We start from the raw sequence: 13,647 nt of genomic DNA on the forward strand, positions 1-13,647 counted from the left end.
GAATGAGGGCGGCGCGTATACTCCGCCGAGGCTGGCGCAGCATCCGCAGGGCATGCTTCCTGCAGGAATGCCAGACTAGGTGCAGCGGACTGCGCCGACATTGATCTGGATCAACGGCGGTGCCGGCCAGCTACGGCACACTGCCGGCAAGCTTTGGGTACCCCGATGAACGCAATATCGCCGCCTGTCCTGCCCGTCGCCTCGCCCGGGCTGTGCACTGAGCAGGAAGTGACCCGCCTGGTCCACGACTTCTATGCACGCGTGCGCGAGGAAGAGCGGTTGGGGCCTGTGTTCGAGGCACACGTCCACGACTGGCCGGAACATCTGGCGCAGCTGGTCGATTTCTGGTCGGCAATGCTGCGCGGCACGCGCCGCTTCAAGGGCTCGCCGATGTCCAAGCACATGGCCATCGAGCTGGACAAGGACCTGTTCGACCGCTGGCTGGTGCTGTTCCGGATCACCACCGCCGAGTGCGGCAACCCGCCCATGCAGGCGCTGGCCAACGACGTGGCCGCGCGCATCGGTGACACCTTCTGGAAGCGCTACCAGATGCTGCGCTGGCCGCAGGTCGGCCTGCCGGTGCTGGAAATCCCCACCCGCGATTGATCTGGGTCAAGGCGGTGGCGTCCGCCCGGCGCGATGCTGGCGGCATGGACACGTTCTCACCCGCCGCCGGCGGTCTTGCCTGGACCTTCGACCCCGACCTGCTGCGCCGGCATGACCGGCCGGGGCCGCGCTACACCTCGTATCCGACCGCGCCTCACTTCCACGATGGCTTCGATGCGCCGGCACTGCGCCAGGCAATCGCCGACAGCAACCAGCTGGCCCGCGCGCTGTCGCTGTACGTGCATGTACCGTTCTGCTCCAGTCCCTGCTTCTACTGCGGCTGCAACCGGGTGATCACCCGCGACCGCGGCCGTGGCCACAGCTACGTCGCGCGCGTGCTGGCCGAGGCCGACCTGCTGGCGCCGCAGTTCGAGGACGGCCGTGAAGTCATTCAGCTTCACCTGGGCGGTGGCACGCCGAATTTCCTCGAGGCCGAGGCGATGACCACGCTGGTGGAAGGGCTGCGCCGGCGCTTCGATTTCAGTGATTCACCGCAGCGCGATTTCTCGATCGAACTCGATCCGCGCTTCATCGATACCCGCGATGTCGCCATGCTGGCGCGGCTGGGCTTCAACCGCGCCAGCCTGGGCGTGCAGGATTTCGACCCACAGGTACAGGAAGCGATCAACCGCGTGCAGGGCGTGCAGCAGACGCTGGACATCCTGCAGGCCTGCCGCGACAGCGGCATGCGTTCAGTCAACGTCGACCTGATCTATGGGCTGCCGGGACAGAGCCTGGAAGGGTTTGGCCGCACCCTGGAACGGGTGCTGGCATTGCGCCCGGATCGCCTGGCGGTGTACGGCTACGCACACCTGCCGCATCTGTTCCGCGCACAGAAGCAGATCGACGAACGCCGCTTGCCTTCGCCGGAAGACAAGCTGGCGCTGCTGGGCCTGGCGGTGGAGAGGCTCTCCACTGCGGGCTACCAGTACATCGGCATGGATCACTTCGCACTGCCGGAAGAAGATCTGTCACGCGCGCAGCGCGCCGGGCAGCTGCATCGCAATTTCATGGGCTATACCACCCACGCCGATACCGATCTGCTCGGCCTGGGCGTGAGTGCGATCAGCCACATCGGTGCCACCTACAGCCAGAATCCGCGCGACCTGCCGTCATGGGAGGATGCCGTGGACCAGGGGCAGTTGCCGGTGTGGCGCGGCGTGGCGCTCAGCGCCGACGACCAGCTGCGCGCAGAACTGATCCAGCAGCTGATGTGCCAGGGCGAAGTGGACGGTGCGGTGCTGGGCCAGCGCCATGGCGTGGATTTCGAGCAGTACTTCGCCGAAGACCTGCGTTCGGTGCAGCGGCTGCAGGAGGACGGTCTGGCCGAGTACCGTGACGGTATAGTGCGCGCCAGCGAGCCTGGACGGCCGTTGCTGCGGCTGCTGGCGATGTGCTTCGACCCGTACCTGCGTGCGGCCTGCGAGCAGCCGCGCTACTCGCGTGCGATCTGACGTTCGTCGTGAAAAGTGCGATGGTGCCCGGAGCCGGAATCGAACCGGCATGGGGTTGCCCCCGGCGGATTTTAAGTCCGATGCGTCTACCAGTTTCGCCATCCGGGCCTGCAGCGCGGCGCCGATTGTAGCCCAGCTGCGGAATCCCGACTGGATTGCAGTGGAGCGGCGGTGTGCTTAACTGTCGCTCCCATTCATGTCATAGTCCAAAGCATCGTTCCCAGGGGGGGAGCCACCCGATGTCGCTGCACGCGATTGCCTATGCCAGCGAGGCCCGCGCCGACCTGCAGACAACCGATCTTGACCGCCTGCTGGCCGATGCCACCGCATTCAACCGAGTGGCCGGTGTCACGGGTGTGCTGATGTTCGATGGCAGCCGTTTCCTGCAGTACCTGGAAGGCCCGGAGGATGGCATCGATTCGGTGTACCAGCGCATCGCCAATGCGCGTAGCCATGGACAACTGAAGGTGCTGTGCCGCGCGCCGGTGGCGCAGCGGGCATTCCCGCGCTGGTCGATGGGGACCCGGCGCATTGAGGCAGAACTCCTGGTACAGATCGTCGACGCCTCATGGCCGGGCTTCGTGCTTGGCTGCGGTGGCTTCGAGCGCCTGCTGCAGGCCTGGACCGGCGCCGATGGTGAACTGGAGCCGGCCGCGGTCGCACTGGGCTCCTGACCCCACCTTGGCGGCCGGGCACCCGGGCCGTTAGGCTGTAGCCTTTCTGGCATGGATCTTCCCGGAGTGGCAAAGCGAATGAGTAGGTCGGCCATGCCCATGGCAGTACGCATGCGATTTCAGCCGTTGCATGGGATGCGGCGTTGAGCGCGCCGCTTGCGGCAGCAGCGGCGCCGCGCTTCGCGGTGATCGGGCTGGGCTACGTGGGCCTGCCGCTGGCGGTGGCCTTCGGCCGGCACTGGCCCACGCTGGGCTTCGACATCGATGCTGATCGCATCGCCGAGCTCCGCGACGGCCAGGACCATACGCTGGAAATGGAGGCCGATGAGCTGGCCAGTGCACAGCAGTTGCAGTACGGCAGCGATCCGGCATTGCTCGATGCCTGCAATGTCTACATCGTTACCGTGCCGACCCCGATCGACGCCTACGAGCAGCCCGATCTGGAGCCGCTGCGTTCGGCAACGCGGCTGATCGCCAGCCACCTGCGTGCGGGTGACCTGGTGATCTACGAATCCACGGTGTACCCCGGCACCACCGAAGAGGTCTGCGTGCCGTTGCTGGAGCAGCTTTCCGGGCTGCGCTTCAACGAAGACTTCTACTGTGGTTACAGCCCGGAGCGGGTCAGCCCCGGCGACCGCCAGCGGCGCCTGGCCGATATCCGCAAGATCACCTCGGGGTCGACACCGGAAGTGGCTGCGGTGATTGATGGCCTGTACCAGCGCATCATCGCCGCCGGCACCTTCCCGGCGCCGTCAATGCGTGTGGCCGAAGCGGCCAAGGTGGTGGAGAACATCCAGCGTGACGTCAACATCGCGCTGGTCAATGAGCTGGCGCTGATCTTCGACCGGCTCGGCATCGACACCCAGGATGTGCTCGACGCCGCCGGCAGCAAGTGGAACTTCCTGCCATTCCGGCCGGGCCTGGTCGGCGGCCACTGCATCGGCGTGGACCCGTACTACCTGCTGCACAAGTCCGAGAGCGTGGGCTACCACCCGGACCTGATCCACACCGCGCGGCAGGTCAACAACCGCGTCGGCGAGCATGTGGCGTCGCGTGTGCTGGCAATGCTGGCCGAACGTGGCCGCGTACCTGCGCAGTCGCGTATCCTGGTGCTGGGCGTGACCTTCAAGGAGGATTGCCCGGACCTGCGCAACAGCCGCGCGCTGGAACTGGCGCAGCGCCTGCGTGATGCCGGCGCACAGGTGGAGGTCAGCGATCCGTGGGTCGGCCCGGCGGCATTGGCCGACGCGGGCGTGCACTGGCTGGCCGAGCCGGTGGCGGGGAGTTACGACGCCGTAGTCCTGGCAGTGGCCCATGCCCTATTCAAAGCCATGGATGACGCCGCAATCCAGGCGCTGCTGGCACCCGGCGGCATCGTCTACGACGTGAAATCGGCCTGGCCGCGCAATGTGGTTGACGGTCGCCTGTAAACGCCGGTGACGGCCGGCGCGGTAGACTCGCAGGCAGTTGCAACCAAGGAACGCCATGCACCGGTATATCGTCTACCTGCTCGCCATCCTGATGTTTCCCATCTGCCTGTGGTTGGCCACGATCTGGCCGGCCTGGTACTGGGGCGTCGGCCTGACTGCCGCGATGGTGGCGCTGGGGACCTGGGATCTGCTGCAGAAGCGCAGCACGCTGCGCCGCAACTATCCGGTGATGGCGCATTTCCGCTATGGCCTGGAATCAATCGGCCCGGAAATCCGCCAGTACTTCGTGCAGAGCGACCTGGAGGACGTGCCGTTCTCGCGCCAGCAGCGTGCGCTGATCTACCAGCGCGCAAAGAACGAAATGGACACGGTGCCCTTCGGTACCCTGCGCAGTACCTATGCGGTGGATTACGAGTGGATCAACCATTCGCTGGCTCCCACCTCCATTGCCAAGCATGATTTCCGCGTGCTGATTGGGCCGAACTGCGCCAAGCCTTATTCGGCCAGCGTGTTCAACATCTCGGCGATGAGCTTCGGTTCGCTCTCGGCCAACGCGATCCGCGCATTGAACGAAGGTGCGCGGCGCGGCGGCTTCTACCACGACACCGGCGAAGGTTCGATTTCGCCCTACCACCGCGAGATGGGCGGCGATCTGGTCTGGGAAATCGGCTCGGGCTACTTCGGCTGCCGTGACGAGAAGGGTGGTTTCAGCGAAGAGCGCTTCGTCGCCAACGCTACCGATGACCAGGTCAAGATGATCGAGATCAAGCTGTCGCAGGGTGCCAAGCCGGGCCACGGCGGCGTGCTGCCGGCACCAAAGGTGACCGCCGAAATATCGGTGACCCGTGGTGTTCCGATGGGGGTGGACTGCGTATCGCCGTCGCGTCACTCGGCATTCTCGACGCCGGTCGAACTGTTGCAGTTCGTGGCCCGGCTGCGCGAGTTGTCCGGTGGCAAGCCGGTCGGTTTCAAGCTGGCCATCGGCCACCCCTGGGAATGGTTCGGCATCGCCAAGGCGATGCAGGAAACCGGGCTGCTGCCGGACTTCATCGTGGTCGATGGCGCCGAGGGAGGCACCGGCGCGGCACCGGCTGAATTCGTCGATCATGTCGGCGTGCCGATGCATGAAGCACTGCTGCTGGTGCACAACACCCTGGTCGGCCTGGACCTGCGCGAGCGCATCCGCATCGGCGCCGCTGGCAAGATCACCAGTGCGTTCGACATCGCGCGCACCATTGCGCTGGGTGCCGACTGGTGCAATGCCGGCCGAGGCTTCATGTTCGCGCTGGGCTGCATCCAGTCGTTGAGCTGCCACACCGACAAATGCCCGACCGGCATCGCGACCCAGGACCCTGCGCGCTGGAAGCATCTGGATGGACCGGACAAGGCCACCCGTGTGTACAGCTATCACGAGCACACGCTGCATGCCTTGAAGGAACTGTTGTGCGCGGCGGGCCTGAACGATCCGGCCGAGCTGGGGCCGGAGCACATCCTGCGTCGCGTGTCGCCGGTGGAAATCCGTTCGCTGGCGTCACTTTACCGCTACCTGGAACCGGGCGAGCTGCTGCACAAGGTGCCCGACCATGCGGTATTCCATGCCTTCTGGGCCGATGCGCGCAGCGACTCATTCCAGCCGCCGCCGAAGATCCAGGCTCTGCGCGCCAGCAAGTCGCGGTAGCGTGATGTTGTAGAGCCGAGCCCATGCTCGGCTGTTCTTCGTTCCGACCTCGCGATGACTGATTGAAAAGCAGTCAAGCATGGCTTGACTCTACAGAAAGGCAGCCGAGCATGGGCTCGGCGCTACAAGGAGGCGCCATGCAGTTCAGGACCGGTAGCATCGACGATGTCGCCACGCTGTGGGCGCTGCGCACGCGCTGTGTGCGCGAAACCTGCAGCAGCCATTACCCTCCCGAGGTCATTGCACCGTGGTCGGCCTCGCCGCCACCGTCGCAGTACGCGCGGCTGTTGTCGCAGGGCGGATGCGTGGTGGCCGAGGACGGGCAGGGTGGCCTGCTCGGCTTCGGCGTCTTTGATGTCGATGCCAATGAAGTCGACGCGTTGTTTGTCAATCCCGATCGTGGCGGCGAGGGGATCGGCCAGGCGCTGATGCAGCGCCTGTTGGCAATGGCCGATCGTGAGCGCGAGGTGGTGCTGTCGGCGTCGCTCAATGCCGTGCCGTTCTATCAACGGCAGGGCTTTGTCAGCGTGCGTGAGGAAGCCTATGCGCATCCCAGCGGTGTGGCGTTGGCCTCGGTGAGCATGCGCAGGCCGTGGTGATGTGGCGTCGAGCATGGGCTCGACGCTACCCCGCAGGCGTCACCGCTCCGCCAACCAACCGATCACGCCCTCGGCGGCACGCCGGCCACTGGCGTAGCACGCGGTCAGCAGGTAGCCGCCGGTGGGGGCTTCCCAGTCCAGCATTTCACCGGCGCAGAACACGCCGGGAACGGCCCGCAGCATCAGGCCGTCATCCAGCGCATCCAGGCGCACGCCACCGGCGGTGCTGATCACCTCGGCCATCGGCCTTGGGCGCAGCAGGCGCAGCGGCAGGCGCTTGAGCGTGGCAGCCACAGCCGGCAGGTCGTTGCCGGCCTCCCTGCCAAGAATCTCGAACACGAGTGCGGCCTTCACCGCATCCAGACCCGCCTGGCGGCGCAGGTGCTCGCCGAAGCTTCGGCCCTTGCGCGGACGTGACAGGTCGGCCAGCAGGCGCGCCTCGTCGCGACCCGGCACCAGGTCCAGCCACAGCATTGCGTGGCCATCGCGGTTGATGGTCTCGCGCAGGTCGGCGGCCAACGCGTAGACCAGGCTGCCTTCAATGCCATATTCGCTGGCCACGCACTCGCCCTGCAGCGACCGCGGTTGTCCAGCCAGGTCGATCCAGTGCGCGACCACCGGCTTCAATGGTGCGCCGGCATTGCGCTGGGCAAAGAACGGCGTCCAGTCCACGTCGAAGCCACAATTGGCTGACTGCAGCGGCGCGATGTCCACGCCACCCGCCTGCAGTGGCACGACCCAGGCGCCATCACTGCCCAGCTGCGGCCAGCTGCCCCCGCCCATCGCCAGCACGGTGGCATTGGCGCGGACATCGACTTCGCCCGCATCGGTGGCAAAGCGCAGGGCGCCGTCGTCGCTCCAGCCGATCCAACGGTGGTTGGCGTGCAGGCGCACGCCCTGTTCCTTCAACCGGCGCACCCAGCCGCGCAGCAGCGGCGCCGCCTTGCGGTCGACCGGGAACACGCGGCCGGAGCTGCCCACATAGGTTTCCACGCCCAGGCCGTTGGCCCAGTCACGCAGTGCCTGTGCGTCGAAGCCGTCCAGCCAGCTGCCGACCACAGCGGCCTGCTCGCGGTAGCGGCTGTCGAACAACGGCCGCGGATCGGAATGGGTGAGGTTGAGGCCGCCCTTGCCGGCGATCAGGAACTTGCGGCCAGGCGACCCCTTGGCCTCGTACAGGTCGACCTCCAGCCCAGCGGCACGCAGGTGTTCGGCGGCGAACAGGCCGGCCGGGCCGCCGCCAATGACGACGACCCGATGGGGCATGGCGGCATTACGGTTTGACATCGAGCAGCTCGACGTCGAACACCAGCGACGAGCCCGCCGGAATCGGGCCGACCTTGCGGTCCCCGTAACCGTAGTCCGGCGGAATCATCAGCGTACGCTTGCCACCGACCTTCATGCCGGCCACGCCCTCATCCCAGCCGCGGATGACCTGGCCGGCGCCGAGCGCGAAGGTGAACGGCTCGCCGTGCTTGAAGGAGCTGTCAAAGGTCTTGCCGTGCTTGGTTTCGGTACGGTTGTCGTAGATCCAGCCGGTGTAGTGCACCGTGACCTTGTTGCCGGCGATGGCTTCGGCGCCGGTGCCGGGCACGGTATCGATCCGCTCGAAGGTGGTCAGCGTGCCGCCGGGCGGCGGGCCGGATGGTTCGGTCGAGCAGCCAGCGGCGGCGAGGGACAACAGCAGGGGAAGCAGCAGGCGGCGCATCGGGCGTCTCCAGAAGGGCGCGGGGCGAGGGCGGCAAGGGTAGCGCATCGGCGCCGGGTATCATGGGGCCATGGCAAAACTCCTGCTCAATCTGCGCAATGTCGGTGACGACGAATATGCCGATGTCTGCACGCTGCTCGACCAGCACGGCATCGCCTGGTATCGCACTGAACCCAGTCCGTGGGGCATTTCCAATGGTGGCCTGTGGCTGCGCGACGACGATGATCATCCGCGTGCGAAGGTGTTGATGGCGGAGTACCAGGCGGCGCGCGGCGTGCGCGTGCGGGCTGAACGCGAGCAGGCATTGCGCGAGGGGACGGCGGAGACATTCGGCAGCCTGTTCCGGCGCCGGCCGGCCTATGTGGTGCTGGTGCTGCTGGCGATGGCCGGTGCGGCGGCACTGGTGTTGCTGCCGTTCGTGCTGTTGCGGGGGTAAGGGGGCGCGGCCGGGTTACACCCGGCACCCGCAGAGGCAACGGCAACGTCAAAAGCTGGTTTCCGTGGGATGGCGCGGCGGTGTGGGCAGGCGGGACACGCCGTAGACCCCGCTTCGCGGTCCGGCCCAGCCGCTGGCGGCTGTGCGTTCGGGCGCCTGCGAAGCAGTGCTTCGCAAGCAAAGCGCCTCACCCCTGGGGGCTCGATGGCGCCTTGCTCGTGTGCGCTGTCCTGCGCACACGGCAAGACCGGGGTTGGGCGTCCTGCCCAACCCGCCCGAGGCATGCCTCGGGCCCATGGCGCCAACGGTCCCGCCTGCCCACACCTCCCCGCCTCTGACAAGTTCTGGGTACCTGCCGGGGTCGGATCCCTCTGCCGCGCAGAGGGCCCTGACCCCTGAATCTGTCTGTGCGGGCGGGAGGCGCTAAAATGGCGGGATGATCGCCAATACCGCTGCCTATCATTTCGCCGTCATCGACGCCCCCCGGGCCCTGTGCGACCAGCTGCTGGCCCGTGCCGAGACGGCGGAGCTGCGCGGCACGATCCTGGTGGCGGGCGAGGGACTGAACCTATTCCTGGCGGGGGCGCCGGAGGCGGTTGAGGGCTTCTATGCAGCGCTGCATGCCGATGCGCGTTTCGCCGGCATGCGGGTCAAGACCAGCCTGAGCAAGCATCAGCCGTTCGCGCGGCTGAAGGCCAAGGTGAAGGACGAGATCATCAGCTTCCGCCGCGATGACGGCCAGCCGCTGGACTATCCGCGCGCACCGTCGGTCGATCCTGCCACCGTGCAGCGCTGGCTGCGGCAGGGCCATGACGATGCCGGCAAGCCGGTGGTGATGCTCGATACGCGAAATCTGCAGGAAGTGGAGTACGGCACCTTCAAGGATGCGCTGGTGTTGCCCATCCGCAAGTTCACCGACCTGCCCGAGGCGCTGGCGCCGCATCGCGATGCGCTGCGGGACAGCACCGTGGTCAGTTTCTGCACCGGCGGCATCCGCTGCGAGAAGGCCGCGCTGTGGATGGTCAATGACGGCATGGAGAATGTGCTGCAGCTCGATGGCGGCATCCTCGGCTACTTCGAGGAGGTGGGCGGCGAAGGCTACGAAGGCCGCTGCTTCGTGTTCGATGAGCGCGTGGCGCTGGATGCCGAGCTGAAGCCGATGGTCGACCAGCCGCTGCCCGAGCCGCGCCCCAGCGCGTTCTGACGCTTGCCCGGTAGAGCCGGCCGCTGGCCGGCTGCCAGGGCACGTTGCCCGCCGGCCAGCGGCCGGCTCTACCGGACCAAGCGCGGTGGGCGCTGAACCTGCCCTGCGGGAATCAGCATCCCGCCACCGTCACTGGCCGCTGCGCCCGGCCGCCCCCATGCAAGGGTGATCCTGTGACGGAAAACCGCCTGATGATCCCGTTGTCGATCCTTGACCTGGCCCCGGTCTGCGAGGGCAGTGACACCACCGCCGCCTTCGCCAACATGCTGGAACTGGCGCAGCACGCCGATGCGCTGGGCTACCGCCGCTACTGGCTGGCCGAACACCACAACATGCCCGGCATCGCCAGTGCCGCCACCGCCGTGCTGATCGGCCATGTTGCCGGTGGCACCCGGCGCATCCGGGTCGGCGCGGGCGGCATCATGCTGCCCAATCATGCCCCGCTGCAGGTGGCCGAGCAGTTCGGAACGCTGGCCTCGCTGTATCCGGACCGCATCGACCTTGGCCTGGGCCGTGCGCCGGGCACCGATCAGCCGACCGCACGTGCACTGCGCCGCTATTTCGACAGCGCCGACCAGTTCCCGCAGGACGTGCGCGAGCTGCTGCACTACTTCGAGCCGGTCCAGCCTGGACAGGCAGTGCAGGCCGTTCCGGGTGGTGGCCTGCGGGTGCCGACCTGGATCCTCGGTTCAAGCCTGTTTGGCGCACGCATGGCCGCCTCGATGGGCCTGCCGTATGCATTCGCCTCGCATTTCGCGCCGGACGTGATGGACGAAGCGCTGGCGGTGTACCGCCGCGAATTCCGCCCCTCGGCCACGTTGAAGCAGCCGCACGCGATGCTGGCCCTGAACGTTGTTGCCAGCGACAGCGAGGCCGAGTCGCGTCGCCTGTTCACCAGCCAGCAGCAGAGTTTCGTCAACCTGCGCCGCGGCCGGCCGGGCAAGATCCCGCCGCCGATCGACGACATTGAAGCCTTCTGGGAGCCGCACGAAAAGCTGGGCGTGGAACGGGCCCTGGCCTGCACCGTGCTGGGCGATCCGCAGCAGGTGGCCGAGGGTATCGCCGCTTTCGTTGAGCGGCACAAGCCTGACGAGCTGATGCTTACTGCCAACCTGTATGACCATCGTGCGCGCCTGCGTTCCTTCGAGCTGGCGATGAACGCCTGGCATGGCCGCCACGCGGGCTGAACAACCGCGTCACGGCCCGTTGCGGCCGATCCGCGTCTGATGGGGGCTCCCCACTTCTGGAATCCCCACCATGGCCGAGACCCGCGCCGAACACATTGCCCAGCTGGCTGAACTGATCAAGGACGTGGAGGTGGCGATGTTCACCACCACCGGCGTCGACGGGCGACTCTACAGCCGGCCGTTGGCCACCCAGCAGGTCGCCTTCGACGGTGACCTGTGGTTCGTGATCACCGCCGACAGCCCGAAGGTGGCCGAGATCGCGCTCGACCCGCGCGTCAATGTGGCCTATGCCTCGCCATCGAAGAACACCTATGTGTCTGTGGCGGGGCGGGCGCGGGTTGTCGATGATCGCGCGAAGATCGAAGAGCTGTGGTCGCCGGCGATGAAGCTGTTCTTCCCCGCCGGCAAGGAAGACCCCAACCTTCGCCTGATCCACGTGCGCGCCGATAGCGCCGAATACTGGGATGGCCCGGGCACCTTGCTGGGCAAGGCGTTGAGCTTCGTGCTGTCGGCGGTGCAGGACGATCCGGCACCGCTGGCGGACAACGGATTCGTCGACCTTCGGTGATTGCTGCATCCATGCGTGGCGTGGATCTACCGGATGCGGGAAGTGCCAGCCGCTGGCCGGCAACCCTGGAAACGTGGCAGCCGGCCAGCGGCCGGCTCTACCGGATGCCACTTCAGAACCAGCGCTGGAACAGCTCCACTGTATAGCCCACCAGCTGCCCGGAACTGAAGCCGAAGAACGCGATCGCCACCAGCGCTGCGATCCAGTTGAACAGCATCAATGCACCATCGCGCTCCAGCAGCGCCAGCGAGAACAGCAGCAGCTGGAAACCGAACAGGAAGTTGGTGAACGGAATCGGCAATGACAGCAGGATGCCCAGCAACACCAGCAGCAGGCCGCTGAAGGCGTGCGCGGGCAGCGGTGTCAGCAACTGCGGCAGGCGAGGCTTCAGCATCCTGTCCAGTCGCCGCAACGGGCGATCGATACGGTCCAGGAAGCGGTGCATGGTGCCGCGCTTCGGCCCGCGTCGGGCAATGAAACCGGGCAGCCAGGGCCGGCGCAGGCAACACAGCATCTGCAGTCCGATCAGGACCACGAGTGGGCCGCTGACCGCCCCCCCCATGCCCGGGATCGGGATGAACGAGGGCAGGATCGCCACGAACAGGAACACGCCGAACGCGCTCTGCTGCAGGTTGCTGAGGATCTGGCCAAGCGGCATGTGCTCGGCAGGATCGCCGGAGGCGAACATCTCCAGCAGGGTGCGGATGCCCTCGTTGCGGTAGGTCGGGCGCTGCGCGCCCTGGCCCTGGCCGGCCTCAGGCGGTGAGCTCATCGGCCTGCTCGTCGGATAACGTGCGCAGCAGCAGCTTGTCCACCCGCGCACCGTCCAGGTCGACCACCTCGAAGCGCCAGCCGGCCCAGTCGAAGTACTCGCCTGCGTGCGGGATGCGGCCGAAGTAATGGATGCACATGCCGGCCAGCGTGTAGTAGTCGCCATCCTCGGCATCGGGCAGGTCGTTGCTTCCGATCAGCTCGCGCAGGTCCTCGATCGGCAGCGAGCCGTCGACCAGCAGCGAGCCGTCCTCGCGGGTCACCACCAGTGCGTCTTCATCGGCATTCTCCACCGCCTGCAGGCGGCCAACCACGGCGCCCATCAGGTCGCTGATGGTCACCAGGCCCTGGATCTCGCCGTACTCGTCCACCACCAGCGCCATCGACTGCTGCTCCTCGCGGAAGATCTCCAGCAGCTTCATCGCGTGGGTCGATTCGGAGACGTACAGCGGTTCGCGCAGGGTCTGGAACAGCGCGTTGTCGCCGCGCGCCATGCGCGTGGCCAGCGATTTCAGCTCCAGCACGCCGACCACGTCCATGTCGTTGTCGCGGTACACCGGGTACCGCGAGAACTCGTGCTCGGCCATGATGTCCAGATTGCGCTCCAGCCCGGCCTGGGTGTCGAGCCAGGCAATGCGGTTGCGCGGGGTCATCAGGCTGTCGGCGGTGCGGTCGCCCAGGCGCATGACGCGGTTCATCATGTCGCGCTCGTGGGCGTCGATCACGCCAGCTTCGTGGCTCTCGGCCACCAGCATCCGGATCTCTTCTTCAGTCACCTGCGCGGCCTCGTCCTTGCCCAGGCCCAGCACCTTCAGTACCAGCTGGGTGGTCTTGGACAGGAGCCAAACGAAGGGCAGGGCCAGCCTGGCCAGCCAGCTCATCGGCATCGCGACCAGGCCGGCAATGGCCTCGGAGCGGGTCAGGGCCAGACGCTTGGGCACCAGTTCGCCGAAGATCAGCGTGATGAAGGTGATCAGCGAGACCGCCAGGGCGGTGCCTACTTCGCGCGCGTACGCAAAGCCGGGCATCAGGCCCTGCAGCCAGCCGGCGATCGCGTCGCCGATCGCATCACCACCGAGGTAGCCGGTCAGTACGCCGATCACGGTGATGCCGATCTGCACCGTGGACAGGAAGCTCTCTGGCTTCTCCGAAAGCTCCAGCGCCTTGGCGGCGCGCTTGGAGGTGGCGGCCATCTGCTTCAGGCGGCTCTTGCGCGAGGTCATGACCGACATCTCGGACATGGCGAAGAAGCCGTTCAGTAGAACCAGCGCGAAGACAATCAGGATCATTTCAAACACGGGCGTCGTCCCCGGTTGGTGGCAGGGAGGGCGG

14 protein-coding genes and 1 tRNA gene are annotated in these 13,647 nt (G+C 66.7%); 10 read left to right on the top strand and 5 right to left on the bottom strand.

What is annotated here, in order from left to right:
* Window positions 1-165 precede the first annotated feature (165 nt).
* Both ACSYHF_RS07375 and hemN read left to right on the top strand, forming a co-directional pair.
* Complete coding sequence (locus tag ACSYHF_RS07375) at window positions 166-606, top strand: group III truncated hemoglobin (RefSeq protein WP_032954077.1); 441 nt, start codon at window positions 166-168, stop codon at window positions 604-606.
* 44 nt (window positions 607-650) lie between these two features.
* On the top strand, window positions 651-2,060 hold the full coding sequence (gene hemN, locus ACSYHF_RS07380) for an oxygen-independent coproporphyrinogen III oxidase (RefSeq protein WP_032954102.1): 1,410 nt from the start codon (window positions 651-653) through the stop codon (window positions 2,058-2,060).
* Window positions 2,061-2,081: 21 nt separating this feature from the next.
* Here hemN and ACSYHF_RS07385 read toward each other — a convergent pair.
* A tRNA-Leu gene (locus tag ACSYHF_RS07385) sits at window positions 2,082-2,168 on the bottom strand.
* Between the two features lie 131 nt (window positions 2,169-2,299).
* On the opposite strand from ACSYHF_RS07385, the gene ACSYHF_RS07390 reads away from it, so the two are divergent.
* From ACSYHF_RS07390 to ACSYHF_RS07405, 4 genes are all read left to right on the top strand, one after another.
* Window positions 2,300-2,734, top strand: coding sequence for a BLUF domain-containing protein (locus tag ACSYHF_RS07390; protein WP_005416006.1), 435 nt, complete (start codon window positions 2,300-2,302; stop codon window positions 2,732-2,734).
* A 143-nt stretch (window positions 2,735-2,877) separates the two neighbouring features.
* Complete coding sequence (locus ACSYHF_RS07395) at window positions 2,878-4,164, top strand: nucleotide sugar dehydrogenase (protein ID WP_095377481.1); 1,287 nt, start codon at window positions 2,878-2,880, stop codon at window positions 4,162-4,164.
* Between the two features lie 55 nt (window positions 4,165-4,219).
* Window positions 4,220-5,842 (top strand): FMN-binding glutamate synthase family protein, encoded by a 1,623-nt coding sequence (locus ACSYHF_RS07400; protein ID WP_095377480.1) that lies wholly within the window; start codon window positions 4,220-4,222, stop codon window positions 5,840-5,842.
* A 137-nt stretch (window positions 5,843-5,979) separates the two neighbouring features.
* Entirely contained in the window at window positions 5,980-6,441 is a 462-nt protein-coding gene (locus ACSYHF_RS07405) for a GNAT family N-acetyltransferase (protein WP_053500365.1), read from the top strand.
* 39 nt (window positions 6,442-6,480) lie between these two features.
* Here ACSYHF_RS07405 and ACSYHF_RS07410 read toward each other — a convergent pair whose 3' ends face one another.
* Both ACSYHF_RS07410 and ACSYHF_RS07415 read right to left on the bottom strand, forming a co-directional pair.
* Entirely contained in the window at window positions 6,481-7,728 is a 1,248-nt protein-coding gene (locus ACSYHF_RS07410) for a TIGR03862 family flavoprotein (protein ID WP_095377479.1), read from the bottom strand.
* Window positions 7,715-8,149, bottom strand: a complete 435-nt coding sequence (locus tag ACSYHF_RS07415; protein ID WP_065179310.1) for an FKBP-type peptidyl-prolyl cis-trans isomerase — start codon at window positions 8,147-8,149, stop codon at window positions 7,715-7,717. The genes ACSYHF_RS07410 and ACSYHF_RS07415 overlap by 14 nt, the downstream gene beginning before the upstream one ends.
* 70 nt (window positions 8,150-8,219) lie before the next feature.
* Here ACSYHF_RS07415 and ACSYHF_RS07420 point away from each other — a divergent pair, with 70 nt between their 5' ends.
* The 4 genes from ACSYHF_RS07420 to ACSYHF_RS07435 all read left to right on the top strand — a co-directional run bounded on the left by ACSYHF_RS07420 (window position 8,220) and on the right by ACSYHF_RS07435 (window position 11,544).
* Window positions 8,220-8,585, top strand: a complete 366-nt coding sequence (locus ACSYHF_RS07420; protein ID WP_053500359.1) for a DUF6164 family protein — start codon at window positions 8,220-8,222, stop codon at window positions 8,583-8,585.
* Between the two features lie 436 nt (window positions 8,586-9,021).
* Entirely contained in the window at window positions 9,022-9,789 is a 768-nt protein-coding gene (locus ACSYHF_RS07425; protein WP_134955817.1) for a sulfurtransferase, read from the top strand.
* Between the two features lie 191 nt (window positions 9,790-9,980).
* Entirely contained in the window at window positions 9,981-10,976 is a 996-nt protein-coding gene (locus tag ACSYHF_RS07430) for an LLM class flavin-dependent oxidoreductase (RefSeq protein WP_111127140.1), read from the top strand.
* 70 nt (window positions 10,977-11,046) lie between these two features.
* Window positions 11,047-11,544 (top strand): pyridoxamine 5'-phosphate oxidase family protein, encoded by a 498-nt coding sequence (locus ACSYHF_RS07435; RefSeq protein WP_005416015.1) that lies wholly within the window; start codon window positions 11,047-11,049, stop codon window positions 11,542-11,544.
* A gap of 112 nt (window positions 11,545-11,656) precedes the next feature.
* Here the strand turns inward: ACSYHF_RS07435 and ACSYHF_RS07440 are convergent, their stop codons facing one another.
* Window positions 11,657-12,316, bottom strand: a complete 660-nt coding sequence (locus tag ACSYHF_RS07440; RefSeq protein WP_053501113.1) for an exopolysaccharide biosynthesis protein — start codon at window positions 12,314-12,316, stop codon at window positions 11,657-11,659.
* A complete protein-coding gene (locus ACSYHF_RS07445; RefSeq protein WP_005416017.1) occupies window positions 12,300-13,604 on the bottom strand; it encodes a hemolysin family protein in 1,305 nt (434 codons plus the stop codon). Before ACSYHF_RS07445 ends, ACSYHF_RS07440 begins: the two co-directional genes overlap by 17 nt.
* Window positions 13,605-13,647: the final 43 nt, after the last annotated feature.

The sequence above is a fragment of the Stenotrophomonas maltophilia group sp. P373 genome, assembly GCF_053295075.1.